Genomic DNA, 26,757 nt, shown 5'->3' on the forward strand with positions numbered 1-26,757 from the left:
ATTTTGTATGCAATATGCGACAGAACATGAAAAAATTAAGGTGTCTCCAAACTTTTTCTTTGGCATCATGAAAATCACATAGTTTGTTGCAAACAGGACAAGGGAACTTCGTTCCCTTGATAAAATCAAGATAAATATCCATTCTCTTCTCAAAAATATCAAGATTTATGTCTTTAACGTACCAAGGACTAGAGAGTCCTAATGCAAGTTGTATGAGTTCTTTATCGTCCACAACAAATGAATTAAAAAATATGAATATTAAGTTACCCGAACAATATTGAGGAGATCCATTAAAAATAAATATCTGAATTATATCGAAAAGTTAAAGTAAGTTCCGTGTTAACAGGTGGCATTATCGCTATTGGAGTTGCTAATTATGCTGGGAATAACAGACCCACAAATATGGATTGCATATATCTTATGTTTTGTAAGTGCCATCGGATGTGTCATCTATGGGATTATACACTGGAACGATGATGAAGGAGAGGAAGACTGATGGGTGTCAGTACTCCTTTTCTTGGAATGGCCGTACTCGCCTACATGATGGTGGTCTTCTACCTTGGCTGGGTCGGTTATAAACAAACAAAAGACAATGACGACTACATGCTTGCAGGAAGGAAAGTCAATCCATTCGTGCTGGCATTCTCCTATGGTGCTGCGTTTATCAGTACTTCAGCTATCATAGGATTCGGAGGTTATGCCGGAGCATTCGGTCTTGGAATACTGTGGCTGGCTTTCATGAACATTGCCGTGGGAATCTTTATCGCCTTTGTAATATTTGGATCAAGAACCAGGCGCATGGGTGTTAACCTGAAAGCTGTCACCTTCCCGGAGCTTATAGGAAGAAGGTTCCAGTCAAGGTTCATTCAGGGATTTTCAGGTGCATTAATCACTATATTTATGCCACTTTATGCAGGCAGTGTACTGATAGGTGGTGCACGTTTTATGGAAACTGCCCTGAATATCGATTATAACATCGCTATCCTTATCCTTGCCGTTATAGTTGCAGCATATGTAATTACAGGCGGACTCATTGCTGTTATGTATACTGATGCATTGCAGGGTGCACTTATGTTCGTGGGAATGGCAGTTTTGCTTATAATCACCTACTCAAAGCTTGGAGGAGTTACCGAAGCTCACCAGGCACTTACAAATATGGCTTACCTTGTACCGGATAATTTTGCAGCTATTGGTCACACCGGATGGACTACAATGCCAGCATTTGGTTCATCAACATGGTGGACACTTGTATCAACTATTATCCTTGGTGTCGGTGTCGGTGTACTTGCACAGCCACAGCTTGCTGTGAGATTCATGACCGTTAAAAATACCCGTGCCCTGAAACGAGCTGTTCTTTCAGGTGGTCCCTTCATCTTCATGATGGCAGGTGTGGCATACATTGTTGGTGCACTCTCAAATGTTTACTTCTTCAACACTCAGGGAATGATTTCCCTTGAGGTTGCTGGCGGAAACATCGATAAGATCATGCCTGAGTATATTAACAGTGCAATGCCGGATTATTTTGTAGTGTTCTTCCTGCTGACCTTGCTTGCAGCAGCCATGTCAACCCTGAGTTCACAGTTCCACGCCATGGGAACGGCTTTCGGGCACGATTTCTATCGCCAGGGTATTATGAATGGAAAGATAGGAAAGACGATCACTGTTACAAGAGTAGGTATTGCTGTAACAATTTTCATCAGTGTTGTCCTTGCATACATACTCCCGCCAGGAATTATCGCAAGAGCAACTGCAATATTCTTCGGACTCTGTGCAGCAGCTTTCCTTCCTATGTATTCAGGAGCCATCTTCTGGAAACGAATGACCAGACAGGGAGCTGTAGCAAGCCTGATTGTAGGTACTTTCAGCAGTCTTTTCTGGCTTACATTCGTACATGCTAAGGAAGCAACAGCTCTTGGAATCTGCCAGTCACTTTTTGGACAGGCAACACTACTTTCCGGAACATGGACTTTTGTGGACCCGATACTTGTTGCTACACCGCTATCATTCCTTGTAGCAATTATCGTGAGCCTTATGACAGAACCAATGGCAGAAGAACATGTTGAAATGTGCTTCAAGAAAAATTAATGTACTTTGAATTCCAGGAACGATCAATCAACAGATTATGATGATTGATTGGTTTCTTCTTTTTCAAAAAATAACCAGATTCCTATTTTCTTTTCATTCAAACTTTTTTATCAGCCATAACCATGCAAATTCATTTACCAACCTTTAAATATAGTAGTATGTTAACATATGACATGTTAACAAATATCATTATTATTAATACAAAATATATGGAAGGAGAAAAATGCTTGGAATAGATGACCCACAGATATGGCTGGCTTACATCCTCTGCTTTGTAAGCGCCATCGGCTGCATTATCTATGGAGCCCTTAAATGGAACGATGATTCCGACGATGGAGAGGTTAACTGATGGCACTCAGTACACCGGTTCTCGGAGTAATTATACTTATATACCTCATGGTAATCTTTTACCTGGGATGGCTTGGATACAAGAAAACAAAAGAAACTGAAGACTATATGGTAGCTGGAAGGCAGATACATCCTTACATCCTTGCACTGTCATATGGTGCAACATTTATCAGTACTTCAGCCATCATCGGTTTTGGTGGAGCTGCCGGTGCTCTTGGCATGGGACTTTTGTGGCTTGCATTTATGAATATTTTTGTTGGTATCTTTATTGCATTCGTATTATTCGGCTCCAGAACACGCCGTATGGGACTAAATCTTAACGCAGTTACATTTCCTGAACTTCTGGGAAAGCGTTTCCAGTCAAGGTTCATCCAGGGATTCTCAGGAGCACTTATAGGTATTTTCATGCCACTTTATGCTGGAATTGTACTTATCGGAGGAGCAAGGTTCCTTGAATCAACCCTCAATATTAACTATGACATTGCAGTTCTTATTCTCACAGTTATCGTAGCTGCATATGTAATCACAGGTGGGCTTATCGCTGTTATGTATACAGACGCCCTTCAGGGAACTCTCATGTTTATTGGAATGGCATTCCTGCTGGTATTCACTTACATAAAGATGGGCGGGGTCACCGCAGCTCACTCTGCACTTTCAGCTATGAGCGACCTGGTTCCAGAAAGCCTTACAGCCGGAGGACATCTGGGATGGACAGCTATGCCTGCTTTTGGTTCGCCAATCTGGTGGACAATGGTCTCAACACTTGTTCTCGGAGTAGGAGTGGGTGTGGTAGCACAGCCACAGCTTGCAGTTAGGTTCATGACAGTAAAGAATGATACAGCACTCAACAGGGCTGTACTTGTAGGTGGTCCTTTTATTCTTATGATGACAGGAGTCGCGTTCACAGTGGGTGCACTCTCAAACGCATACTTCTACCAGACAGTCGGCAAGATATCAGTAGTCGTTGCAGGTGGAAACACTGACCTTATTATGCCGGAATTCATCAACAGTGCCATGCCAAGTACTTTTGTGGTTCTGTTCATGCTGACCCTGCTTGCAGCAGCAATGTCAACACTGAGTTCACAGTTCCACACAATGGGAACATCAATAGGACATGATTTCTACCGTGAGTTCATCAAAAAAGGAGAACTCGGTCAGACCATTAACATAACAAGAGCAGCAATTGCATTCACAATTCTTGCAAGTGTCGTGCTGGCATACATACTTCCGATCAGCATCATTGCCCGTGCAACAGCTATCTTCTTCGGACTCTGTGCAGCAGCATTCCTGCCAATGTACACCGGTGCACTGTTCTGGAAACGCATGACAAGAGAAGGTGCGATCGCAAGCCTTATTGTCGGTACCTTCAGCAGTCTGTTCTGGCTTGCATTCGTTCACAAATCAGAAGCCGTACCACTTGGAATAAGTAAGGCGATCTTTGGTGTTGATACTATCCTTTCCGGAACCTGGACAGTTGTAGACCCGATACTTGTGGCTACACCAATTGCATTTGTAGTTGCAATCATCGTCAGTCTGATGACAAAGCCAACACCACAGGAACATCTGGATAAATGCTACAAATGAAATGACCTGACGTTTGGTAATATATTGTGGGTAGATGCTACCCACAATCTTTTTGAAATCCTCCACTTGAAATCCAAACTTAGATCAATATCACTTTTAAATTATTTCTAGAATTTACAATTCATTTCTTTGTGTATCTCCTATACCCAATATTTCCCAGAGAACACTGATCACCGTATGACATCAGAATACATAAATAGATATATTTGCACATATATTAAAAAATATGGCAGAGAAGAAAAAAAGCAGATAAGAAAATCCAAATTGCTCAAGGAAACATACCATGGATGAAAAAAGCAGCGCCTCAAAGAAGAAAAAAAGACCTGCACTTTCCAGTAGCTCTGCATCTTCAAATTTGATCCTCTGGAAATTATTAGTTCCTCTGGTGCTTGCAGCAGTTATCCTGATCAGTGTATTCTCAGGAATATTATGGTGGGATCTGAACCAGCAGATGAATAATAATATTCATGATACTGCCATTTTTGTTTCAGAAGAATATGATCGTTCATTGGAGGAACAGTCATTCATATTTAATGAAGAAATCAATTGGGTACTCAAGAACGATAAATTTAAAGGACCACTGGAAGAAAGCGATTCGGAGAAACTAAGAAATGAAACCATAAACCTGTATGCCAGACTTTCCAGTGTGCATAAGGTAACTGCTGTTTATTTCCACGGACCTGATCGCATAAATATCCTGCGTAGCCATGACCCGCAACAAAACGGAGACTTTGTCGATCATTTTCTAATTCGTGAAGCTGAAAGGACAGGAAATGTCACTGCCGGTCTTATGTTAGGATCGTCAGGTGTTTTTACATACAGTATTATAGAACCTATATATGAAGGCGAAAAACTAATTGGATATGTAGAGCTGAATAAAAAAATCGAAGATCTCATATATGCAGTTGCTCAAAAATCCGACTCCGAAATAGCTGTTTTCTTTTATAAAGATGAACTTGACCGCCCATACTGGGAAAGTGGTATGCGGAGCATGGGAGTAAATGGAAATTGGAGTCTTTATCCCGCAGAGGTTCTGACTTACAGTACTATGCCAATCCCTGAAAAATTAGATAATATCCTCAAAAACAGAGATACTACATCCGGACATAACTTACAGGAAATAACTCAGGAGATACAAAGTGATGGCAAGATATGGGATCTGGCAATTGTTCCATTAATGGATGCATCAAAGACTGAAGTCGGATACATGATTATAATGAAGAATGTCACGGAAGACAAAGTGGCATTCGTTTCAAGGATAAAAATAATTATTATGGGAGCAGGAATTGTTTTTGGACTTCTGTTTGCATTCTACTTTGTAATACTGGATAAAACTGATAAAAAGATGATGAAAAACAGAAAAGAACTCATTGATAGTGAGGAAAAGTTCAGGAACATCTTTGAAGGAGCTGTGGAAGGGATCGGAGTTTCAGATATTGACACCGGAAAATTCAGATATGTAAATCCGGCGTTGTGTAATATGCTGGGTTATACAGAAGAAGAATTGATGCAAATAAGACTGAATGATCTTCATTCAGTGAATGATTCGAATCAGGCCCTATATGAACTGGAAAAAGCCAGGATAAATGAAAAGACCTTATTAACGGATGTTTCATGTATTTGTAAAGATGGAACAACCATTTGCACAGAGATAAGTGCTTTTCATGCTATCATAGATGGAAAGAACTGCATGGTTGTTTTTTATACGGATGTCACTGCTCTTAAAAAGATCAATAAGGAAATACAGGATATCAAACTTGCCAAACTTGCAGCAGACGAGTCGAACCATTTGAAGACTGAATTCCTTGCAAATATGAGCCATGAACTGAGAACACCACTTAACTCCATTATCGGTTTTTCTGATGTACTTCAAACTAAAACCGCTGGCACTCTCAATGAGAAACAATCACGATATATAACAAATATATCTAACAGCGGGAAACACCTGTTAGATCTGATAAATAATATCCTTGACATATCAAAAATAGAAGCCGGAAAAATGGAAATAAACTATGAGGAAGTTGACATCAGTTCGCTTTTCGAAGAAGTAAAGAATGTACTTGACCCTTTGGCCACTAAAAAGAACATTAAGCTTGAATATAACATGGATGAACAGGTTATGGCAGTCTGTGCGGATAAAATAAAGCTAAAGCAAATACTCTACAATCTTGTAAACAATGCAATTAAATTCACAGATACAGAAGGAAATATAAGCGTTACTGCAAGCACAAATAATGATATGCTTTATGTTTCGGTCATTGATGATGGAATAGGGATTTCTGAAAATGATCGTGACAAACTGTTCAAACCTTTCATGCAATTGCACGCATTCAATGCAAAACCATACCAAGGCACAGGTCTTGGCCTCTCCCTTGTCAAGAAGTTCACCGAACTTCACGGGGGAGAGGTTTGGGTAACAAGTAAGCCGGATGAAGGAAGCAATTTCACTTTTTCAATTCCAGTGAAGAATGAGCAGACAAACCTAAAAGAATAGATATGAATCTGACATATTAGTGGCAAAAGCCGTATGACGAGAACTAGAGGGGATATATGTGATAAATATAACTCGACTTTTGCCTATGGTAAGTTCGACATAATGAAATATAAAGCTATCCGTAGCTTATATAATAACAGTTAAATATTTTATAACACAATCATTATAAAATAATTGGGCAGTCAATTTCCATAATTATAACCTCCGCATCAGATACCGTTTTTACAAGGTTTATAAAATACTGCGAATCCTGAGCAATAGCTTCAAAGGTGTTGTAATGCATTGGTACAACCGTTTTGGGGCGCAACATCTCTACTGCCAGTGCGGCATCTTCAGGACCCATAGTATAACGTCCTCCAATTGGAAGAAGTGCAATTTCCGGACTGTATAGCCTGGATATAAGTGCCATATCACCAAAAAGTCCGGTATCACCTGCATGATAGATTGACTTTTCACCTGCTTTAATAACAAAACCTGCCGCTCTGCCACCATCTATCTCCCTTCCTGCTTCATCAATGGAAGAAGAATGTTTGGCATCTGTCATTGTAAAACTTATGTTCCCAATGTTTACTGTCCCACCAATATTCATTCCCTCTGTTGTAATATCCCTGGACTTCAGGTATTGGGACAATTCATGTATGCAGACCACTGTACATCCTGTTCTTTTAGCTATCTCTACAGTATCCCCCAGATGATCGCTGTGTCCGTGAGTAACTGCAATAATATCCGGATATAGTTCATCCGCTTTGACCTTAGCAGATGGATTTCCTGTTATGAAAGGATCAACAAGAACCATAGTATCATTCACATCTATCCTGAAACATGAATGGCCTATCCAGGTAAGTGTAACATTATCCATGAAGCAAAAACAATACAGCAGAATAAGAGCCTATCGACAGAAGCAATAATTGATTTAAACTGAGAGGAAGAATAAGAATCATGGAAATAGGCATAGTCGTGCATGGACCCGATGTTGTGGATTCCGGAATGGCTGCAAAGGTAATTGACAGAATAAAAGATCTTGGAAATGTTTCTGCAATCATGGCAGGAACCATCGGGAAAACAGCAGTTCTTGATGCACATCTTGAGAACACAATAGATATAAGCAAAAGTCTCAAGCCCAGCAAGTGTATAGAAGAATTCTTTCTTACAAAAGATTTGATCATACTGTTGAACCACGGCAAAACTACTGAAAATGGCCTTCTTTTTGCAAATATTGTTGTTTCAAGAATCAAAGACAGAAATGTAAAACCGTTTGTCCAGATTGAACGTCCGGGTTTATCCGATGGAAGAGTGGTTCCCTGGAACTTTAAATCTACAGGTGAAGCTGAGAAAATCTCAAAAATGTTTAAGCTGGAACTCGAAGATGTTCCTGAGCTTGTCACACCAATAAGTATAGAAAACCACGGACATTGCATAATCAGGAATGTGTATGGAGTACACGTGGGTGAGAAGATAATGGTCAACGGAATAATTGTAGGATTTGCTGAATCTGAAAAAATCCGTATCATCACTGAAAATGGTTTTATCCGCAAGATAGAAGGTGCCAGAATTAAAGAGCATGGCCTTGAAAAACTCCATGGTTACAATAACAGGATACCTATTGATCTTCGTACATGCTGGGTTAAAAGTGGATCATTAAGAAGCAGTAAATTCTCTGTGCGCAGGAAAGAAATTACTCCTGAAACGGCTGAAAAAACAAAATTAAAAGCTGTTATCATTGACCATAAAGCTGAGAGCACATTTGAACTGATAGATGATGCAGATATCGCAGTAACCATAGGCGATGATACCACAGATATTGCTGCTGATATACTCTACAGGCTAAGAATACCCGTAATAGGAATAACTGACGGGGATATTGATGGATTCTCACACATGAAGCACATTTATCCCGGCTCCGTTGTGATATGTCTGGAACCAGGGAATGACGATATTGTTGGAAAAAAGATACGAGAGGATATTTTTGATGGAAAAACGATTGCCGAGTTTGACTCTATTAATGTATTGATGAACAATATATTCAAATTGTCGAAAAAATTAATCGTTTATAGAACATATTATTAATTAATATCTGCTTTAATTTTGCGCATATATAACTTTAAATATAATAATGTCATATTATGAAGTAGAGCTCATTAGAGCGGAACGTAATAAGGGGTTATTATGAAAGATTTTGAAGTAAAAATACTAGATGACACAGACTACAAGTTCATTGAAGCGCTGAAAAGCCTTGGAATGTCCAGGAATGTAGCAACCACACTTACCTACCTTTCAAATGTGGAAGAAGCATCCTCCCAGGAGATTGAGATGAGCACTGGTCTGAGACAGCCAGAAGTAAGCGTTGCCATGAGGCACATGCGTGAAAGAAATTGGATTGATATCCACAACAAGAAAGCAGTTGGAAAAGGCAGACCTACAAAGATCTACAGACTTTCCGCTCCGGTTGAAGATATCATCAAACACTATGAGCAGAAGATCATAGAAGACACTAAGACAACGATGGATGCCATCACTAAACTTAAGGACATTACAAAAAGAATGTAAGTTTTTAAGTGTGTCCGGTCGGAATCATCCTTGTGAAGCAATACACATAATGGTCAGATTGCCGGGCACAGCAATTCCATCAATTGGAACAGCTTTTTTATCTTTTAAAAGAAGGACAGTTTCCTGGTTTATACCAAGAATGTCCAGAACGTTTTCATAAGTAGTATCAATTGGAACTGTCAGTTTTTGATTTGAAAGGTCCGAATTGATCAGTTCAATATCAAGCGTTATTGTCACTCTACGATTTCACCTTCCGGGGACCTTAGATCTTTGAGGTTTTCCTGTATCAGCTTTGCATCTAGTTCTTCGTACTTCTTTTCACCTTTACGTTCATAGTCTCTTTTATGGAACTTTGACATACGAAAACACCTCGAATAAAATCTGGTGCAATAGGTATTAACCTTTTCGGAAAAAAAGGGATAGTTCCTCTAGAAACAAGATATGAATATTAATCATAAATTAAAAAACAAAGAGAGATTAGCATCAATTAGAAAGGTATAAATCCCCCTTAACTGTATTATTATACATCGGAAATAATAAAATGGTATTGGTAATGAGTAAGATGGGCAATAGTACATATGAAAGAACACTTGCAGATTTCCTTGCTATGCTTAAGGATAAAAGTTCAGTTTTTTGCTATAAGGATAATTTACAGGCACCTGAACTTGTGACAATGATCACACAGGAAATAGAAAAAGAAAATAAACTTCCTGTGATCAGAATCTGCTGGAACGAAAACGACTTGGGTGGTGAGAAGTTTTCAGGCAATGAAAATTCATTCTACGTTTTCAGGAATTTTACCACTGTACTTATCAAAATCGAAAGAATGCTTTCCAGAGAAAAACACCTGATAGTCGTATCAGATATAAGCAACCTTGAAAAAGAGCAGAATTCACGCCCATATATTCGCTTTCTTTCAATTCTTCTGCGTAAAAGCGGAGAATATAACAGTACCATGATAGCCATGGTTGATGAAAACTACAACAATCCACTTGTAAAGGCTGAACTTATACCTTATTTCAAAAATGGATTCCTGCTTACAGAAGATAAAACAATAAAGAATGTAAAAGGATCCCATGATATTAAATATTCAATCAAAGGTGACAGGCTCTATCTTGAACCACACATGCAGGATGATATGAATAAAATAAAAGAGATCTTCAGTCTTACACCTGAAGAAAAGAAAGAACTTGACAGGATAGTTGGAGAGAGTCTTGAAGAATACAGGACGTCCCTATAAACATATCCTATCCAATATATCAAATATATTTAATTTACAAGCTTTTCGGATATCTTTTTTAACTCTTTGCAATATTCGCATTCAGGATCGTCCTGCATTGCGATCTTTCGGGACCATGATTTTGCAACATAGTCATCGTATGCAATAAGTCCTAAAAGCTCTGTCCCAAGCTTTTTGCTGAAATCAGAGACAATAGACATTATATCATCCCTTTTATCAGCAGGTATCCTGTTAAACAGAAGAGCTGAGTGGGTTTCCAGTTTTGCAGACATACTGGATAACACGTATGTTCCCCTGATATCCTGAATATCAATTGTTGAGACTATCACTGCCTTATCAACTATATTCATTGTCAAAAGACTTGATTTATTGATACCTGGACTGCAGTCGAACAGAAAATGATCGATATTAAGTTTGTCTGCAAGTTTCTTTACCAGAAAAAGCAATTTATCCCTGGCTTCACCGGGTGTGTTGAACATGGCGGATATATCTTCTTCACATGCTTTAGAAGGAACTATGTAAACATTAGTATCCCCATATTTGTAAACAATATCTTCTGCACTACATACACCCTGCAGATAATCAATGAGTGTCATATCATATCGTATATCAAACAAAGAATGCAGACCCGGACCATTTACATCAGTATCGATTATGCACACTTTGTTTCCCTTTTGAGAAAGCATAACCCCCAGATTACCTACAAATGTAGATTTACCCGTACCACCCTTATAAGAATGAAAACTCAAAAGCATTGTACTCACCCAAGTAACTGGTCTAGTTTGTTCTCAACCTCTTCCACCGCAGACCAATGTTCGTTGTCCTTATTATCAACTTTCTTGCTCAGGGAATAATAGATCTTTTTTCCTTTCCTTTCTCTTTCAAGCCACCCGGCTCTGTAAAGCTCATTAAGGTATTTGTTCTCTATTGAGCGATGTCTTCCTGTAATTTCGCTTACTTCATCTGCAGTACACGAAGTTAATTTTGAAACAGCAAATAATGATTTGCGGATAGAATCCGGAACTGTCAGAAAAACAGCCATTTTATCATTGATTGCCAGAGAATTACGAGCTTCAAGATCTGCTATGCGTAATTCCAGTAACTTCAAACGCTCGTTTATATCACTAAGATATTCCAAAATCCCGTTATTGTTATGAAAGTCGGACATGATAATCAACATGAAGGAGAATTATTTAATTGTATACAAATTTAATAGGTCTGATAATATATAAGCTTGCTCAAATGCATTTGATATTGAATGATTAATCTTCGTTAATCTTTTTAAAATTACGACAAACTTATAAAATATCAATACATAAACGAAAGGAATGGACGAAATGAGAAGCCCATCATATATCACAAAGCTGGATGATCTACTTTACGGGGGACTAATTAAGCCATCGTCCATTCTGATTGCGGGTTCTTGTGGAACGGGTAAAACAAATCTATGTATGCAATCACTTTTCAATGCTGCCAGAGAAGGCGAAAAATGTGCTTATATCTCACTACTTTCGGAGTCAGAAGATAAGATACTCAGAGCAATGTCTTCATTCTCATTTTTTGATAAGAATTTTATCGGAGACAAATTGAAAATCTTCTCCATAAGTTCGGACGTTGTTGCAAAAGGTGATTTTGCCATATTTGAATACATAAATGAGAATATACTGAAAGACAAACCTTCCAGAGTTGTAATTGATACCATGAATATCCTGGAAGATATCGAAAGTACTTTTGATGAACGTCCATTCCACAAATCTGAACTTCGTGCCTTTGTACATAATCTGTTCCGGGAATTTGATGATCATGACATTCTTCTGATGGCCACCGGTGAAATTCCAGCTGAAAATCTTGATTTAAGCATCTGGTCATACATCTTTGATACAGTAATAGTACTTGATACGGTAAGTGAAGATGACAGCACTTACAGGTTCCTTGAGATTATAAAGGAAAGAGGAAGCGATTTTATCTCTGGAAAACATAAGTTTAGTATCACAAAGGATGGAATTACTTTTTAATTCTTATAAAGACATCGGGTTTTTCTTCAGAGATGCATGTCAAGGTTGTCCAGTTCACGCTGGCAATGGTTCTTAATAATATTATTAAGTCTCATACGCACCGTTTTTTTACCTTCCTCACTGGTGAAATGTGAAAGTACATCTGTGAGCTGGTCAACCATCAGTTGATAATCTCTTTCGGTGCCCATGTCCCTTAATTTTTGCATTGCGGACTCTGCGATTTCAGAAGTCCATTCCTCATTAGTATAATATACTTTATCTTCGACCTCAAGCTTTTTCCTTGCTACATCATTATTGACCCTGGCAAAAATAAGTTCCACGGTATGAGGATCACCTACGAATTCATTCATGAACTGCATGATGTCCATTACAACTTCAAAATAAGGAATTTCAGGATTCTCTGAGTCCTTGAATATCTGGGACAATTCCAGTCGTATATTCCTCTCGGCTGGCTTTAAAAGATAACTTGTAATATCATCAATTATGGCCGCACAATTACTACTATCCATATCCGAGGATAATTCGTACGTACTGGCCGGTAACAAATTAAATTTTCCATAATATTTCAATAAATTCTTACGCAAACGCTGGACATCTAAATTCGCCAAAATATCACCTGAATTATCTGATTATTTTAAATCTAATCCCCTGATAAAAGAATTCATCTCTCCTTCCAGTTTAGTATCCAGAAGTTCTCTTGAACTTTCAAATAGTGTTATAAAATCACTAATATCCTCTGAACTGATGTTTTTTCCCATATTAAGTCTGAACTTGAGTGCCTCGTAACTGCCAATAAGCTCAGGCATCACCATTCGCGGATAATCCCCTGCCATGGTCTTCAACATACTCCTTGCCCGTGGATACGGTAGCATCAGGTATCTTTTATATCTGGAAGAAAGACCATTATTCTTAGGATTCAAAGCTGTAAAACCCAGTTTATCTTTGAAAAAACGTGCTGCTCCTGAATTATCAGGCATTGTGATCACATTTGTCTTCAATTGATTCACAGAAATTGCAAAAAGCAAGCGTCCTATGCCAACATGCCTATGTGCCGGATGTATCTCAATACTCCGTAGCAAATGAATTGAATGTTGAACTACATTTGTCTTGCCACGATATGTCTTTTCAGTTTCCTCGCATATTTGCTCAAATCTTGCAAAACCAAGTAGCTTATTATTACCTTTCACCGCAACAAATAATGAATGACCGGAACTTAGAGAGCTTTTTAGCAGGAAATCATAGGGCATACCAAACTTGTTATGAAAATAATTAAAACCGATATTAGCTGAATTTCCAATATCTATGTCAAGCAGATCCACCGATGATCCTGCTTCAAGTATACCATAGCTGATATTCCCCGCTACGTGCAATACGCTCAAACCTTCAATTGACATTTTTTATCATCTGATCTCAAACAGTTACAGTGCCTGTGACTGAATAGAAAGTGTACCTGCCTTTTTTGACAGTATCAACCATCTTTTCCTGTTCCAGATAACCCATGACAAGAGAGAGCTTTTCAAAGTCTATTGGATAACCACTTGCCTTGATCTGCTTCTCCAACTGTTTCAATGTTGCTGATCCTGCAATCGAAAGCTGTCCGATTATCACTTCCTCTATGGGCATGTCTTTTAATCGTATAGGCTGTGGCTGCTCAGTCTCCAAATTATCATCAGTATTTATATCAAAAGACTCAAAATCAAGAGGAACTTCTTCAGGAACAACATCAGAAGATTCAAAACCAACTGGAACTTCATCAGGACTTATATCTAAAGACCCAAGGTCAAGAGGAACTTCTTCAGGAACTAATTCAGAAGACTCAAAACCAACTGGAACCTCATCAGGACTAATATCTAAAGATTCAAGGTCAAGAGGAACTTCTTCAGGAACAATTTCAGAAGACTCAAAACCAACTGAAACTTCATCGGGACTGATATCTAAAGACTCAAAGTCAAGAGGAACTTCTTCAGGAACAACTTCAGAAGGCTCAAAACCTGCTGAAACTTCATCGGGACTGATATCTAAAGACTCAAGGTCAAGAGGAACTTCTTCAGGAACAGGTTCTGCTGATTCAAAATCAACAGGCATGCTTTCTGCTTCTGGAACCAGATTCTCCTGATCAGGAGCAAAGTCCTCAAGATTCAACGGCTCAGGGGCAATTTCAGCTGTTTCAGCCTGCATTGGGAATTCATCAGCAACCATTTGATCAGGTTCAGCAGTGGCTTCTGATGGCTCTGATAAGAACTCTTCTGGTTCTAATTGACCTGCCTGGATATTAATGTCAGAAGACTCTTCATGGAAAATACCTTCATCCATATGACCCTGCTGAGGAACTTCCATCTCCTGCATAATCAGGTCTGTATGATCATGAATAAAAGATTCTTCAAAACCTGGAATATGAATATGAAGCTGTTCCTGCAGGGAATTGAACATTCCACCCACAAGAACCTTAAAAGATTCTATTTCCCCGGCAATTGCCATTATTTCCTCTTTGCGGGCATTTGATGTAGCACTTTCCTGTGTATGTATTGGTGATTCAGGAACCAGTTCACTATCCTGTTCTGTAGCAGAGGCAACTGGCTCAGAAGATTTCATCTCTTTAAGTGTGCGGTTCAATTTGGTTATTGCTTTGGTGTGCAGATTCACAGCCTTTGCGATGCTTTTCATCTGCTCCTTGATATCTTCAAGCTGCTGATTATTGGATGCAACTTCTTCAAGCTGGTTATTCTGAAGTTCTGCCATAAAGCTTACATTTTCAATAAGATTATCAAGCTCACCTTTGTGTTCAGTAAGGTTAGAAACAATCTTATCAAGGTGTTTTTCATGAGAGACTACCTTTTCAATGGTATATTCCCTGCTGCCAGTCTCTACAAAAGAACGGAAGTCCTGGGAATTATAATTAGGAACATGCTGGAATAGCATTTTAAACAATTCCACATAGGTCCCATGTATCTGTTTAATGGAAACGATCTTAGAAGAAATAGCATCGGAGAGACCCCTGACTATAAAAGCTTCATTTTCGAACCTGAAAAAGTCAACACCAGCACTGAACTCACGTACTCTGTCCCTGGCAGACTCTACCATTTCAGCAGATTCACGGTCGCCATAGATAGAGAGCATAGCACCGTAAATATCATTCAGAGTCTTTGCATAGGTTATTTCCAGAACATCAGAGGGAACTTTTGTAGGGTCCAGTGTTTCTGCGTTCACAGAATCCTCTGCCTGGACAACACGCCTGAGCCTCTTTGAAAAGAGATCGAAGTCCTGTCTCAGTTGCTTATAATCAGATTCATGTGCTTTAGAATACAGATCATCCTCTAAAGTGGATAATTTATCACCGCTTGATTCAAGTTCTTCTGTCATCTTATTCCGCATGTCATTGAATTTATCTTCAAGCCGGAGAAAACGAGATTCCAGTTCACTATAACGAGTCTCTGTATCCTGAAGTCTTGTGACAAGCTCAGACTCGGCATCTTCAGGAGTTGGATTAATATCTAAAGCAGCATGAATATTTTCCACATCATTATCTGCATTAATTGTCTGATCCAGGCTTTCATCTGTAATATTTTCAACATCAGTTTCTGAATCTTCCGTAGATACTGTTATATCAGAAACCTGTTCATCTTCGCCAGGCTCAATAGTATAATCCTGTGAGGTGATCTGTGAAACTTCAGTAAGCATTGTTTCAGTACCACATTTTTCCAGTGTGCATATTTCGTCATCCATAACAACTCACCTGTCACACAAAAGACTCAAGTTTGTGATTGATGTCCGGTATCCATTCGGCTTCGCATACATCTGCCACATAATCACCATGTAGCGGGCGTATCTGGTCATTTATAATCATTTCAAGAAGCAGTGGCCACAAATCCTCGGTCATCCATTTGGGTGATGAAGCAATCTCATTGAAAGCCATAGCAAGTACCTGCTCAACTTCACCCCTGCCCATGACACTGGTGATCTTCTCCTTGATATCAGCAAGTATCTCCATGTTCTTTTTGTATTCAGAGGACTGAGTATACATCTCATTAAAAACGATCTTGGAAAGTTCACGTAACTCATCCGCTACATCCTCTGAGTATTGTGACAATTGCTCAGCTGACATGGGACGTTGTTCGAATATATGCTGTATCACTTCCCTTGTCACCTCTATCTTACGCATATTGGAAGAAAGGTCTGGTGAACCTGTAAAGAGAGAGATTAAAAGAGCACCTCTGCCAACTGAAGAGAAAATAACAGTACCGAAATCATATTCAATTACAGACTGCCGAAGTCCCATTGCAAGCTGCTGGCTCACATGAAGCAGATTGTGGCTGATAAGATTTGTCAGCTCAAAGATCTTATGGCCAATACTATCTGGTATGTAAGATGCATATATCCTTCCGTCTGCACCGGCAAACAGAAGTACATCCACATCACTGGATTGGTGTGTCCTTTTAAGCTGTGCGACCAGAGCGAACTTCAGAAGGGAAACATCCTCAAGGTCATCCTTTGTTTTTTTAACCGCCACGTCAATCCACCTCTTTCCCTTACTGGATAAGTTCTTCTAGTTCATTCAGGCTGTCAATTTCAATAAGACCCTCTTCACTTGAATCAGATGCTGATACATCTCCCTGGAAATCAGGCATGACAACGTCATCATCAACCTGTAATGTCCCACCTGAAAGTTCATTAAGGTCAAGCTGAGATTCAGGTGAGCTTGCTTCTATTTTCTTTCTTTTCTCAAGCTCTTCTTTTGTTACTGCATCATTAAGACCCTGAGATTCGAAGAATATCTGGAGTGTCTCTTTTGGAGAGAATGGGTATGACCAGTTCTCCTTGACATATACCAGACGCTCAAGCATTCTCTCACTGGCACCAATATCAGCAGCGGTCCTGATAGCTTTGTCGAAGACATCATCATACTTGTGTACATCTTCGGCTGATATGAGTGGAGTTGTCCTTACAACAACACCTACACCACGAACGAATATGTATGGGTAGACTTCTTCACCATGTCTTGTTGCACGCATCTTGACAATCTCAAGTGCCCTGTTAAAGGCTCCACCGATTGGCCTGTATGTCAGGTGAACTGCACCGTCTGACATATAAATTGGAATAAGTACATCCTCACCAATGGTCTCACCTGGTGCTGCGTGTTCTTCTGTTGTAATAAGAACAGGACCAAGCTGTTTTAGTGTGTAGAACAGTTTTGTGATGATCTCACGCTGCTCCTGTTTATCCTGTATAGCCCATATAAGAGGGGTCAAAGGATCGATTATCACACGCGTCTTTACTGCATAGTTCTTGTTTGCTTCCACAAGAGCCGGAAGCTGCTCGTCTACCAGTTTGACAAAGTCCTTACCCTTTGAATGAAAGAAGAATAATTCTTTTTCATAATACTTATCAAGGTTAAATCCAAGCATCTTTGCTTCACGCATGATCTGCTCAGGTGGCTCTTCCATACTGATATAGAGACCGTTCTCTCCGTGCTCGAGGCCATAATTCAGATACTGCATTGCAAAGGTTGATTTTCCGGTACCACTTGAACCTACGACAAGAAGGGTGGATTTATCACGTACGCCACCTTCAATAACTCTGTCAAGACCTGCAATTCCGGTTGGTATTCGTCTTTCGCTACTCATTTTAATTCCTCCGGAAGTATTACCTCATCGAGGCTGCACAATTCACTAATATCTGTAATCTCTAAATTTTCTGCAAATCCGTCCAGTTCTTGGATCTCGGGTTCTGAATCCGGAAGCGAAGAACCATTCTCGATTGAAAGAATAAGAGATTCATTGCTGTCAAAAGGAAAACTCTTTTCAACATAGACCGACTCAATTGAGTGACCCATGACAAGCATATAGTCACTAATTTCCACCCATCCGGTTTCATTTTTCTTAACAACTTTTTTCAGAATCACGTTGTTGTTTTTCCGGTCTATCTTTTCACATTCACCTCTGTAATGTGAACCATTTGTTATCACCCTTACATTCTCACCTACGAATTCATCCAAGTGAGTATATGGTGAAACTGATCTGTAACCTGCCATAATAATCACTGCTGCTCCTTTTTCATTTTAGCAAGAAGCTCGGCAAAGCTACCCGTATTTTTAGCTTCTTCCTGTAATTTTGCAGTTTCCTCAGACACAGCCGGTGCAGGTGCAGCCGGCGCAGAGTTGTCTGGTACCTGTATCTTCTGAGCCATTGCACCGAAAGCACCGCCAAAAGTATTGTGCGATTCAGCTATGGAAGAAAGTTCTTCCTGAAGCTTCCACGGAGGGTCAAATACCTTCTCCTGTACAGGCATATTGCTGGCAAACTGCATGTACGCGTTACCAATTTCTGACAGACGGCCGCTGTCAAGTAATTTGTAAATTGTAAGTGTCCTTACCCTGTCCCTGAGTTCAGTGTCATCAACAGGAGGTCTGATGCCTGATAATATCTTTTTATCGTAGTCATCAAGCATGACCTGATATGCAGATATAGGCTGGAGATCTACCTTGAATTTACAATAAGGATCTCCGTTCTTGATGCATTCTGTTTCCTCAACAGAACATTCAAGTTCCAGATCTTCCCTGAAGAACCTGTGCAGAGCATCGGTTGTGGCTACACATACTTTCTGGTTCTGCAGTGCCGGATAAAAATTACACACCGGATTGTTCGGAACTGCAAATATGTAATGCATTGGCGCATACGATATCAGTTGCATGTTTCCAAGACCGATATCCTTAAAGAATTTCATATGGAACTTGTAAAGCGATGTTGATCTTATCTGTTCTATTGTACTCGCTTTAAGGAATTTTCTTGTTTCATTCCAGGGAACCTTGGCTTTTGGAAACTTATCACTTATGTTTTGCTGGAGTTTCAATAGTGCTCCAAAAGCTCCCATAGACTGCCCGAAACTACCATCCATTGCCGGAGGCGGACCGCCAGCTGAATTTGTCATAAAAGGAGGGAGACCAGGATCTGCCATTTATAGTGCCCCCTCTGTGATGATTAGATTCATTTCACATCATCTCCTTGATCTGCTTTTGACCCTGTTCGGTAAGCCTTCCTGAAGTGTCACACATGTTTGCTTCCCTCAGATTCTTGAAACTGGCTGCAAGTGTGTCATTATCGACACCGATGAAGAAAGTCAGCTTCTGCAAATCATTCACACCAGTGAAAAGCATGTAAAGGAGCTTTTTATCAATATCAGAAAGCGATTGTTTCTTTGGAGGTGTGCCACACATTGGTTGCAGATAAGCTTTGAGCGTATTGATCACTGCTTCATTACCTGCAAGTAAAGCAGTAGCGGGAGCTGTTGCTCCTTCTACAACAGATGACGCCTGGAGATAATCGAGCATCAGGACGTGTGAAGTTCCCAGTGCGCGCTGGGACTTTGCACGAATAGGGTCTGAAACTTCCCTGCCTACCATGGTTACACTTTTCAGAGGAATTGTTAACCATCCTCCTCCTTCTGAAAACCATAGGTTCATATTGGTAAGATAGAGAACTCCTTTCTCCCAATTATCGGAGTAAAGAGAATTACCCATCATCACTGCTTTATAAATATAACTAAGATCAACTTTTGCGATTCCCTGCTCTTGAGCCATAATGAAAAGACCCCATATAATCAAATTATATATCTAGTATTATAATTATAGATATTATTGTATTTGCGGTATTAATACTCTTCTATTGAATAGAGTATGTTCGCAACTTTTGCACATGTAATGTAAAATTCTGCGATGCCGACATTAGTAAAAATCATAAAAAATAAAGAGAGAAGAAAAAAACTAAAGTTAATATTGACTATTTTTTCTTCATCGGAAGGAAATACCTTTCAACACTGCAACTGGTACAAATAAAAGCAGTACCGCTTCTTTTACCAGTGACCATATATTTGTTCACAAGGAAATTTCCGCATTTACATGGAGACATCATTTTTTGTTCTCCAAGGAACTTACCTTCAAAATCCACAGGACTTGAAATATCTTCAGGAAGCATTTCATCAGTAACACGTGTGGTTACGTGTTCAGGGCTTCCAACAGCAGAATATGAGTCTAAAACCCCTGATTCCTTTTTCACATTAATAAGAGAGTCAGAGACTGCTTCCTTTGGGAAAAGTTTCAGTCTGCAAGCCTTCACACTTTCCTCATTAGGAATAATCCCTTCACAAGCTATAACCTTCTTTCTACTCTCCTCAAGTATAAGATAACCAGGATAGTTACCCAGGTTCACAGGACTGCTATAAGTTGGTTCTACAAAATTCAGTGACTCAAAGAACAGTTTTGCGACCTTGTTCACAGGTTTTGTAATGATGTGCCCAACAAGTATCCCTGAAATAAAACTGAATATCTTTTTTCCCATACCTGTTCTGGCAAGCCTGGGTGAAACTTCAATTCCACGAAGTACATATGTAGGTCTGCCATCTTTTGCAGGAGTGCTCCATTTTTCATTCATGGACCAGCCAAGCACAGTATTGTCCCTGACAGCAACGACAAGAACTACAGTGGGCCTTTTAAGCCAGCTCTGGAAATTTGACAGGTAATCAGACATGCCTAGATATTTTCTGAAATAAGTGAATTCACCTATTGTCAACTTGTCAAGCTCAAAAGCATGTTCAAGTTTATAAAATGTAATACCATCTTCACTTTTTCCAAGTTCGAACATTTTACCAACTACCCATTAAATATGACCCCATGGACCCCAATATGGCTCCAGTCTTGTTTTTAGAAGTGACAGATTATTATTGAATTCTTTTCTGGTTTTAGCATGTCGCGATGCAAGCAAGTCTATCTGATCAACCTCATCCCTGATATTCTCAATTCCTGCCAATGCACGCAGGACAACCGATGCAAGAAGGCCCAGATCATCATGATAACCGCCCTCTAGCAAGGTTACAACGTTCCATTTACTTGCAAGTTTAAATATTAGTCGATAGTAACCATCAACAGTAAGGTTCAACTGTGCCAAAGGCTCTTTATGGTAAGCATCAAAGCCACACTCCAGAATAACTAATTGTGGGTTGAACTTATCAAGTACTTTTTCCGCTATTTCATCATAGAACAATGAATATTCCGGATTACCTGATTCTGTAGGCATCTCCATATTTATACAATATCCGAGGGCAGGCCTTACACCAATATCCTTGATAAAACCCTTGAATGGATAAAGTGATTTCTGGTCCTGATGCATCGATATGCACAATACCCGCGGATCCGCTTCAAAAGCAGCATACGTACCATCTGAAGCGTGTGCATCAATATTAACTATGGCAATCCTTTCAAGGCCTTTTACCTCCAGCAAATATCGGGCAAGGATTCCCGAATTGTTAAATAGGCAGAAGCCATTGCACGAATCCGGACCTGCATGATGACCAGGAGGACGTATTATCGCATAAGCATGTTTGCATTCCTGCGTAGTAACCAACTCACCTGCTTTCAGAATACATCCCAATGCCTGTAGAGCCACATCAAAAGATGAAGGGCAAACATATACATCCTTACCGGGACTCTGGCGTGAATCCCTGGTGCAGGTCTTTATTAGCTCTACATATTCCTTTGTATGCACCCGCAATATATCCCTAATTGTTGCAGGGGAAGCATCATAGAAACTAAATATCTCACCATCAATAAGGCCACTGTCCTCTAGATATCCCAGTATATTCCTAATCCTCTGGGGATTTTCAGGACTTGGGTAGCCATTCAATAAGGAATCATGCAAATGATGATTTTTATTAAAAGTAATACCTACCCGGGTCATCAGGCTTCCTCTGATAACAATACGGGATGATGACTTTTAGTTTCAGCAACCTTTTTCTGAACCTCTTCAAAAATCTGCTTTTGCTGGTTCTGCTTAAAGCTGGATAGTTCCTGTTGATCATGAACCGGATTTGGACGTCCGTGAAGAGAACTCAATACACTGTGACACAATTGTCCGTTAAAATCATGATAACCTCCTTCAAGAAGGAAAGCAATAGGCCCCTTAAATACCGAATGCAATTTTGCAGTCATCTGGTGATAAGCATCTGAATCCAGTTCCAATCCTATATTCATTTCATGATAATGAGCATCAAAACCACAGCTAAGTACTATGAAATCCGGATTGAAGTGTTCTATCATAGGAATAACTGCCTCATCAAAAGCATACAGATATTCCCCATTTCTTGATCCTGCGGGCATTTCCACATTCATTGTATAACCTTTACCTGCATTCTCACCTGTTTGATTACTGAAGCCCTTTCTGGGATAGAATCCATGCGGATCACGATGAAGAGATATTAGCATCACAGTAGGGTCTTCATAGAATATTTCCATGGTACCGTCACCTGCATGAGCATCCCAGTCAAGGATCAGTACCTTCCCAACTTTCCTGTTATGCTGAAGATGCCTTGCAAGCACCGCTGCATTATTAAAAAGACAGAAACCTCCGTATTTCTGAGTGCTTGCATGATGACCAGGTGGACGTGTCAGTACAAAAGCATGAGTGAACTTTCCATCAACAAGCAGATCACCTGCCTGGATAGCTGCACCGGCAGCTGTTTTTGCGATATCGTATGAACCAGATGTCATATACGTACTGTCACCCAAAAATCCTCCACCTGAGCCAGAATATGATTTTACGAAAGAAACATACTCTTTTCCATGAACCCTGTAAAGATCCTCTTCTTTGGCAGTCTGGAAATCACTGATTAGTGTGCATGTACCGTCATTAAAAACCTTGCTCTTTTCCAGATACCACATGGCCTTGATTATACGTTCCGGTTTCTCATGAGTAATGATCGAAAGTAATGAAGCATCATGTTTCATATGATCCTCATTATAAAGGAATGCAATATTCACCGGAGATGCAGGTTCACTTGAAACTTTCTTTTTTGTTGCAACTGTTGGCTTTGGAGCAGGAGTTCCCGGAGGAACTATTTTAGAAGTTGCAGGTTTTGGGGCACTCTTAGCTGGCTGTGTCACCCTGGGTTTTACAGAAGAAGCATTAACCGGCGTTCCTGCATTTCCACCAGCCGGGGAAACGGCCAGAGTAGAAGTTGTACCTGCAACTGTTTTAACCTGTGATTTTACTTGTGTAGCTGATGGTGCTTCAGATACAGATCTGGCAACAGGTTTCTGTACACTCGTCTTTTGTACAGTATTTGCTGATTGTTGTGGTACTTGCTTTTTTGGAATAGCTGTTTGAATGGATGACTTTTCCCCAGTAGACGGCTTGCTAGCAGTCTGATCCGATTTTGAAGTTACAGTCTCTGAATCATTGTTATGATCATAAGATGAAACTTTCGGAACTTTAGGTGTTTTTTGTAGAATATCGGATACGGCTTTTGAATAGTCCTTATCAGTACCTTTCCCTCCAGCTTTATCAGCAGTCCTCTCATCATCAACTTCAATTTCAACAGACTGAAAAGAGACATCATCAAAAGCATTAGACAGTACATTCGGTACATTTGTTTCAGAAGAAGGAAATGTCATAGATGGTTCTGTTTGCATATCCGGAGCGTCGGAATAAGTTATAGTCTCATCCCCTGCCTCAATAAAACCTTCACCAATGACAATCATTTTTTTGGCTTCGGTATCCTTGTCCGCATCACTGGATTTTTCTTCTACAACACCAGATTGGATTAGATCAAGAATAGCATCTTTTTCTGAAAGGTCAATTGTACTTTTACCAGATTTATTTCCATCAAAATAAGATAGAAATGCATCATTTAGCTTTTTCATGACATCAGAAGATAACTGATTACCTTGTTCCTCGTTTTTTTCTGTATCTGAAGACACCAAAATCACCCACAATATAATTAATTCTGCAAAATCACTGCACCTGCAACCATACAGGATCAAGCACACCTATGTATTTGGTTCCTCCAAAATTGAATACCACAGTTGGTTCTTCAATGGAAGCCCAGCCTGAAAGTTTTGGTTTCACTGCCCATGTCCTTTTTACAGTTTCCCCAGGAGCTATTGTATCAAAGAACAGATTGATCTTTTCAGGCTCAAGGGTATTTGCAAACTTACCTTTAATAGCAAAATCATGATATGGCTGCTGTGTGAAATTCTTAACCCACACATCTACAGTAGCTGGTTTCCCAATTGTTATCTGCTGTGAAGGAACAAATTTAACATATTGTGCAATGGATTCTTTTTGTATCGGAGTTGCACCAGAAACATCAATAGTCCTGCTATTTTCCTTTTTCTTGGCCTTATCCTTTTTATCAAGGTAAAGACCAAGGCCAAGCATAATCACAGCAGCAATAAATATCAATGGAGCATTGTTTGCAATAACATCGATTTTTGTGGTCTCCACCTCAATATTTACTTCTTCTACATTATCAAGTGTTAATGGAACTGTGAAAGATACTCTTGTAATGATCCATCCAAGCTCACTATCCTGAAGAATAAAATATATGGGAATAATGCTGTTTTGACCATCAGAGCTTAACACTGTACATTCCACATCAACAACAGCAGCCGTTCCATCAATTTCCTGAGAAACAATATTTATATCCTGGATTGTACCAGGTTCAATTCCTTTATTGCTGAATATCATTTCAATACTTGCAACTGCAAGGAAATCCTTACCTGTGTACATATTAAAGGCAGTATTGAAATCATCATCATTAATAGCAGTCAAAAATGTGGTCACCATTTCAGGTACTTCTTCTTCAGGTTCACTACTAACACAACCACTACTATACACACTTAACAGGATAACAAATACTAAGATAATTGAACAATACTTGTGTTTCATTTAAGCACCTGAGATGATCGAATATTATTATTAAGCTATTATAATATAGGCATAGTACTTAATTATATTTGTGCCAATTGTATATATTGCATGTTAGAAAAATGAATAAAGATAAAAATTAGAATAAAGAAGGAAAACGGGAGAAATCTGCAATAAATCTTGATTTGCCCGTTTCAATCATAATAGCATACTCAAATGCCTGCCGACCATCAACAACAAATGAACGAATGCCACTACGCCCTTCAATCAACTGCCATCCGGAATCACAGGATGTCTGAAGTTCATCAATGCCATCTATATCAGTTACTATCATCTCAGAAGGCAGAGAAACACTCATCTTTTCAATTGCAGGATGTCCGAGAACCCATAAGCTATGTTTACCACATTCCAGTGATTCAGGTACACCATATACAACATTAACTGTGACCTTTATTTCAGAAGTACTTACATTGCCTTCTGCACCGGAAACATCCATATCAAAAGAATCAAGGGAAAGAGCAGTATTCCCATCATCTATTAAAACATAACCTAAGTATTGGCCTGTACCCTTCCTTTTGAATTCATCTACGAAACTCTCAACTTCTTCCTCACTTACAATGCTATTATTGTCAGCATCAAGACTCAATCTGAAGGCTTCAGCATCAGTTCCTGTATATAACTCATTGATCATGAAATCAATAGATGTATCATGAACCTGCAGCTCATTTGTAAAAATAGCACCTGCAGATGATAAAGGAACAAATGATAAAATGATAAGTAAAGATATTAACAGACTTTTTTTTGACATACAATCCCTCAAAAAAGTAAAGGTGAATAATATTATTTCACCTTACGGATATAATTGTATTGTTTCCCTGGTACCATATGATGAAGGAGTTACAAATTCAGCCATTGTAGTAGCTCCAGCCTCAGGAGTCATAACTATCGTTACAGTAGAGCGTGGTGCAATATCCAGATTGGAATCTTTCTGATTCCCACTGGTTGTCACCTCATCTATTGTTGTATATGACAGATCACCATCTGCTACTACAGAAACGTAGATGGTCACCAGATCACCTTTATTCATGATAGGGTTCCCCTGTGTAAATGAAACATCTTCATCCCTTATTTTCTGCACAGTAAAGAAGTATCTGGCATTTGCACCTGGCGTATCCTGTGTACCTGTCAACAAATGACCTAAGTTTACACTTGCATTGTTAGATGAAGAGAAATTTGCCATCACGCTGCCATAGGTTTTGTCATTATTTCCATAAATGAGGTCATTCGTATTAATCCCATCAGTTATTGTAATGATTAACTGATTCAGATCAACAGGAGAGCTTCCAACATTAAGACCCACCTTTACTTTAAGCAGTGACATATTAGATGCCATTGTAGATCCACTCTTTGCACGGACTCCCTCTATGCTTTTAACGATCAGATTTGATGATACTTCCTGTGTTGCCTGTTTACCTGTTGATTGTGCCTGTTGCTGAAGTGTGCCGGATGTCTGAATAAGCACAGATGCAGCTACAGCAGCAATCAATACCATGGCTATGAAAATAATAAGAGTACCAATACCTACCTGAGCAGTATTATCTCTTGAAAAGATATTTGAATCAGGCATTGACTCCCTCCTGAAATATCAGTTGATGTGATGATACACATCAACCATTGTAATTATGGATACAACTGAACTGTCTCAGTTACACCGTATGAAGATGGCAGTACAAAATCTGCAGTCGTTGCTGC

General features: G+C 39.4%; 28 protein-coding genes and 1 pseudogene. 9 read left to right on the plus strand and 20 right to left on the minus strand.

Features of this window, described 5'->3' with window-relative positions; genetic code table 11:
- Position 1: 1 nt before the first annotated feature.
- Positions 2–232, minus strand: a pseudogene (locus FKV42_RS11220) (ISL3 family transposase); the annotation flags it as partial.
- A gap of 144 nt (positions 233–376) precedes the next feature.
- Between FKV42_RS11220 and FKV42_RS14300 the strand changes: the two are divergent.
- The 5 genes from FKV42_RS14300 (at position 377) to FKV42_RS11235 (ending at position 6,511) form a co-directional block, all read left to right on the plus strand.
- Positions 377–496 (plus strand): symporter small accessory protein, encoded by a 120-nt coding sequence (locus FKV42_RS14300; RefSeq protein WP_328287525.1) that lies wholly within the window; start codon positions 377–379, stop codon positions 494–496.
- Positions 496–2,085 (plus strand): sodium:solute symporter family protein, encoded by a 1,590-nt coding sequence (locus FKV42_RS11225; protein ID WP_154810329.1) that lies wholly within the window; start codon positions 496–498, stop codon positions 2,083–2,085. Before FKV42_RS14300 ends, FKV42_RS11225 begins: the two co-directional genes overlap by 1 nt.
- Positions 2,086–2,308: 223 nt before the next feature.
- Positions 2,309–2,434 carry a symporter small accessory protein gene (locus tag FKV42_RS14255; RefSeq protein WP_268865987.1) on the plus strand — a complete coding sequence of 42 codons (126 nt, stop codon included), beginning with the start codon at positions 2,309–2,311 and terminating at the stop codon, positions 2,432–2,434.
- Positions 2,434–4,017 (plus strand): sodium:solute symporter family protein, encoded by a 1,584-nt coding sequence (locus FKV42_RS11230; protein ID WP_154810331.1) that lies wholly within the window; start codon positions 2,434–2,436, stop codon positions 4,015–4,017. The genes FKV42_RS14255 and FKV42_RS11230 overlap by 1 nt, the downstream gene beginning before the upstream one ends.
- 283 nt (positions 4,018–4,300) lie before the next feature.
- A complete protein-coding gene (locus tag FKV42_RS11235) occupies positions 4,301–6,511 on the plus strand; it encodes an ATP-binding protein (protein WP_154810333.1) in 2,211 nt (736 codons plus the stop codon).
- A gap of 163 nt (positions 6,512–6,674) precedes the next feature.
- Here the strand turns inward: FKV42_RS11235 and FKV42_RS11240 are convergent, their stop codons facing one another.
- Entirely contained in the window at positions 6,675–7,370 is a 696-nt protein-coding gene (locus FKV42_RS11240) for a metal-dependent hydrolase (protein ID WP_154810335.1), read from the minus strand.
- 80 nt (positions 7,371–7,450) lie between these two features.
- Between FKV42_RS11240 and FKV42_RS11245 the strand changes: the two genes are divergently transcribed.
- Positions 7,451–8,578, plus strand: coding sequence for a DUF2117 family protein (locus tag FKV42_RS11245; RefSeq protein ID WP_154810337.1), 1,128 nt, complete (start codon positions 7,451–7,453; stop codon positions 8,576–8,578).
- 99 nt (positions 8,579–8,677) lie between these two features.
- Positions 8,678–9,058: a transcriptional regulator gene (locus FKV42_RS11250; RefSeq protein ID WP_023843847.1), complete on the plus strand. Its 381-nt coding sequence runs from the start codon at positions 8,678–8,680 to the stop codon at positions 9,056–9,058.
- Between the two features lie 24 nt (positions 9,059–9,082).
- On the opposite strand, the gene FKV42_RS11255 is transcribed toward FKV42_RS11250, so the two are convergent.
- The gene (locus tag FKV42_RS11255; protein WP_154810339.1) at positions 9,083–9,295 is read right to left on the minus strand and encodes a hypothetical protein; all 213 of its coding nucleotides are present in this window, start codon (positions 9,293–9,295) and stop codon (positions 9,083–9,085) included.
- Positions 9,292–9,417: a hypothetical protein gene (locus tag FKV42_RS14260; RefSeq protein WP_268865988.1), complete on the minus strand. Its 126-nt coding sequence runs from the start codon at positions 9,415–9,417 to the stop codon at positions 9,292–9,294. The genes FKV42_RS11255 and FKV42_RS14260 overlap by 4 nt, the downstream gene beginning before the upstream one ends.
- A gap of 182 nt (positions 9,418–9,599) precedes the next feature.
- Between FKV42_RS14260 and FKV42_RS11260 the strand changes: the two genes are divergently transcribed.
- Positions 9,600–10,298 (plus strand): hypothetical protein, encoded by a 699-nt coding sequence (locus FKV42_RS11260; RefSeq protein WP_154810342.1) that lies wholly within the window; start codon positions 9,600–9,602, stop codon positions 10,296–10,298.
- Between the two features lie 29 nt (positions 10,299–10,327).
- On the opposite strand, the gene FKV42_RS11265 is transcribed toward FKV42_RS11260, so the two are convergent.
- Both FKV42_RS11265 and FKV42_RS11270 read right to left on the minus strand, forming a co-directional pair.
- A complete protein-coding gene (locus FKV42_RS11265) occupies positions 10,328–11,053 on the minus strand; it encodes a MinD/ParA family ATP-binding protein (RefSeq protein ID WP_154810344.1) in 726 nt (241 codons plus the stop codon).
- A 5-nt stretch (positions 11,054–11,058) separates the two neighbouring features.
- Positions 11,059–11,466 (minus strand): helix-turn-helix domain-containing protein, encoded by a 408-nt coding sequence (locus FKV42_RS11270; protein WP_196214122.1) that lies wholly within the window; start codon positions 11,464–11,466, stop codon positions 11,059–11,061.
- Positions 11,467–11,626: 160 nt separating this feature from the next.
- Here FKV42_RS11270 and FKV42_RS11275 point away from each other — a divergent pair, with 160 nt between their 5' ends.
- On the plus strand, positions 11,627–12,313 hold the full coding sequence (locus tag FKV42_RS11275) for an RAD55 family ATPase (protein ID WP_154810347.1): 687 nt from the start codon (positions 11,627–11,629) through the stop codon (positions 12,311–12,313).
- Positions 12,314–12,339: 26 nt separating this feature from the next.
- Here FKV42_RS11275 and FKV42_RS11280 read toward each other — a convergent pair whose 3' ends face one another.
- The 14 genes from FKV42_RS11280 to FKV42_RS11345 all read right to left on the minus strand — a co-directional run bounded on the left by FKV42_RS11280 (position 12,340) and on the right by FKV42_RS11345 (position 26,632).
- Entirely contained in the window at positions 12,340–12,921 is a 582-nt protein-coding gene (locus FKV42_RS11280; RefSeq protein WP_154810349.1) for a hypothetical protein, read from the minus strand.
- A 21-nt stretch (positions 12,922–12,942) separates the two neighbouring features.
- Entirely contained in the window at positions 12,943–13,707 is a 765-nt protein-coding gene (locus FKV42_RS11285) for a GNAT family N-acetyltransferase (RefSeq protein WP_154810350.1), read from the minus strand.
- Positions 13,708–13,723: 16 nt separating this feature from the next.
- On the minus strand, positions 13,724–16,036 hold the full coding sequence (locus FKV42_RS11290) for a leucine-rich repeat domain-containing protein (RefSeq protein WP_154810352.1): 2,313 nt from the start codon (positions 16,034–16,036) through the stop codon (positions 13,724–13,726).
- 13 nt (positions 16,037–16,049) lie between these two features.
- Complete coding sequence (locus FKV42_RS11295; RefSeq protein WP_154810354.1) at positions 16,050–16,820, minus strand: roadblock/LC7 domain-containing protein; 771 nt, start codon at positions 16,818–16,820, stop codon at positions 16,050–16,052.
- 19 nt (positions 16,821–16,839) lie between these two features.
- Entirely contained in the window at positions 16,840–17,934 is a 1,095-nt protein-coding gene (locus tag FKV42_RS11300; protein WP_154810355.1) for an RAD55 family ATPase, read from the minus strand.
- Positions 17,931–18,341: a hypothetical protein gene (locus tag FKV42_RS11305; RefSeq protein WP_196214123.1), complete on the minus strand. Its 411-nt coding sequence runs from the start codon at positions 18,339–18,341 to the stop codon at positions 17,931–17,933. The genes FKV42_RS11300 and FKV42_RS11305 overlap by 4 nt, the downstream gene beginning before the upstream one ends.
- Positions 18,342–18,346: 5 nt before the next feature.
- Positions 18,347–19,264: a V4R domain-containing protein gene (locus FKV42_RS11310; RefSeq protein WP_154810357.1), complete on the minus strand. Its 918-nt coding sequence runs from the start codon at positions 19,262–19,264 to the stop codon at positions 18,347–18,349.
- Between the two features lie 34 nt (positions 19,265–19,298).
- The gene (locus FKV42_RS11315) at positions 19,299–19,886 is read right to left on the minus strand and encodes a hypothetical protein (protein ID WP_154810359.1); all 588 of its coding nucleotides are present in this window, start codon (positions 19,884–19,886) and stop codon (positions 19,299–19,301) included.
- Between the two features lie 199 nt (positions 19,887–20,085).
- Positions 20,086–20,946, minus strand: a complete 861-nt coding sequence (locus tag FKV42_RS11320; protein ID WP_154810361.1) for a hypothetical protein — start codon at positions 20,944–20,946, stop codon at positions 20,086–20,088.
- A gap of 15 nt (positions 20,947–20,961) precedes the next feature.
- The gene (locus FKV42_RS11325) at positions 20,962–22,038 is read right to left on the minus strand and encodes a histone deacetylase family protein (RefSeq protein ID WP_154810363.1); all 1,077 of its coding nucleotides are present in this window, start codon (positions 22,036–22,038) and stop codon (positions 20,962–20,964) included.
- A complete protein-coding gene (locus FKV42_RS11330; protein WP_154810365.1) occupies positions 22,038–24,056 on the minus strand; it encodes a histone deacetylase in 2,019 nt (672 codons plus the stop codon). Before FKV42_RS11330 ends, FKV42_RS11325 begins: the two co-directional genes overlap by 1 nt.
- 34 nt (positions 24,057–24,090) lie before the next feature.
- A complete protein-coding gene (locus FKV42_RS11335) occupies positions 24,091–25,026 on the minus strand; it encodes a hypothetical protein (RefSeq protein WP_154810366.1) in 936 nt (311 codons plus the stop codon).
- A 118-nt stretch (positions 25,027–25,144) separates the two neighbouring features.
- Complete coding sequence (locus FKV42_RS11340) at positions 25,145–25,813, minus strand: hypothetical protein (protein ID WP_154810368.1); 669 nt, start codon at positions 25,811–25,813, stop codon at positions 25,145–25,147.
- Between the two features lie 42 nt (positions 25,814–25,855).
- Positions 25,856–26,632, minus strand: a complete 777-nt coding sequence (locus tag FKV42_RS11345) for an archaellin/type IV pilin N-terminal domain-containing protein (RefSeq protein ID WP_154810370.1) — start codon at positions 26,630–26,632, stop codon at positions 25,856–25,858.
- Between the last annotated feature and the right edge of the window lie 125 nt (positions 26,633–26,757).

The organism is Methanolobus vulcani, assembly GCF_006546655.1.
Classification (GTDB): domain Archaea; phylum Halobacteriota; class Methanosarcinia; order Methanosarcinales; family Methanosarcinaceae; genus Methanolobus; species Methanolobus vulcani_A.

Bases quoted from the DNA above. Each gene is read 5' to 3' on its own strand.
- FKV42_RS11345 (WP_154810370.1), bottom strand. From the start codon at position 26,632: ATGCCTGATTCAAATATCTTTTCAAGAGATAATACTGCTCAGGTAGGT.
- FKV42_RS11270 (WP_196214122.1), bottom strand. From the start codon at position 11,466: ATGTCCGACTTTCATAACAATAACGGGATTTTGGAATATCTTAGTGAT.
- FKV42_RS11310 (WP_154810357.1), bottom strand. From the start codon at position 19,264: ATGGCAGATCCTGGTCTCCCTCCTTTTATGACAAATTCAGCTGGCGGT.
- FKV42_RS11315 (WP_154810359.1), bottom strand. From the start codon at position 19,886: ATGGCTCAAGAGCAGGGAATCGCAAAAGTTGATCTTAGTTATATTTAT.
- FKV42_RS14300 (WP_328287525.1), top strand. From the start codon at position 377: ATGCTGGGAATAACAGACCCACAAATATGGATTGCATATATCTTATGT.
- FKV42_RS11235 (WP_154810333.1), top strand. From the start codon at position 4,301: ATGGATGAAAAAAGCAGCGCCTCAAAGAAGAAAAAAAGACCTGCACTT.
- FKV42_RS11290 (WP_154810352.1), bottom strand. From the start codon at position 16,036: ATGGATGACGAAATATGCACACTGGAAAAATGTGGTACTGAAACAATG.
- FKV42_RS11265 (WP_154810344.1), bottom strand. From the start codon at position 11,053: ATGCTTTTGAGTTTTCATTCTTATAAGGGTGGTACGGGTAAATCTACA.
- FKV42_RS11335 (WP_154810366.1), bottom strand. From the start codon at position 25,026: ATGAAACACAAGTATTGTTCAATTATCTTAGTATTTGTTATCCTGTTA.
- FKV42_RS11260 (WP_154810342.1), top strand. From the start codon at position 9,600: ATGGTATTGGTAATGAGTAAGATGGGCAATAGTACATATGAAAGAACA.
- FKV42_RS11245 (WP_154810337.1), top strand. From the start codon at position 7,451: ATGGAAATAGGCATAGTCGTGCATGGACCCGATGTTGTGGATTCCGGA.
- FKV42_RS11300 (WP_154810355.1), bottom strand. From the start codon at position 17,934: ATGAGTAGCGAAAGACGAATACCAACCGGAATTGCAGGTCTTGACAGA.
- FKV42_RS11305 (WP_196214123.1), bottom strand. From the start codon at position 18,341: ATGGCAGGTTACAGATCAGTTTCACCATATACTCACTTGGATGAATTC.
- FKV42_RS11225 (WP_154810329.1), top strand. From the start codon at position 496: ATGGGTGTCAGTACTCCTTTTCTTGGAATGGCCGTACTCGCCTACATG.
- FKV42_RS11285 (WP_154810350.1), bottom strand. From the start codon at position 13,707: ATGTCAATTGAAGGTTTGAGCGTATTGCACGTAGCGGGGAATATCAGC.
- FKV42_RS14260 (WP_268865988.1), bottom strand. From the start codon at position 9,417: ATGTCAAAGTTCCATAAAAGAGACTATGAACGTAAAGGTGAAAAGAAG.
- FKV42_RS11250 (WP_023843847.1), top strand. From the start codon at position 8,678: ATGAAAGATTTTGAAGTAAAAATACTAGATGACACAGACTACAAGTTC.
- FKV42_RS14255 (WP_268865987.1), top strand. From the start codon at position 2,309: ATGCTTGGAATAGATGACCCACAGATATGGCTGGCTTACATCCTCTGC.
- FKV42_RS11340 (WP_154810368.1), bottom strand. From the start codon at position 25,813: ATGTCAAAAAAAAGTCTGTTAATATCTTTACTTATCATTTTATCATTT.
- FKV42_RS11240 (WP_154810335.1), bottom strand. From the start codon at position 7,370: ATGGATAATGTTACACTTACCTGGATAGGCCATTCATGTTTCAGGATA.
- FKV42_RS11325 (WP_154810363.1), bottom strand. From the start codon at position 22,038: ATGACCCGGGTAGGTATTACTTTTAATAAAAATCATCATTTGCATGAT.
- FKV42_RS11230 (WP_154810331.1), top strand. From the start codon at position 2,434: ATGGCACTCAGTACACCGGTTCTCGGAGTAATTATACTTATATACCTC.
- FKV42_RS11320 (WP_154810361.1), bottom strand. From the start codon at position 20,946: ATGTTCGAACTTGGAAAAAGTGAAGATGGTATTACATTTTATAAACTT.
- FKV42_RS11275 (WP_154810347.1), top strand. From the start codon at position 11,627: ATGGACGAAATGAGAAGCCCATCATATATCACAAAGCTGGATGATCTA.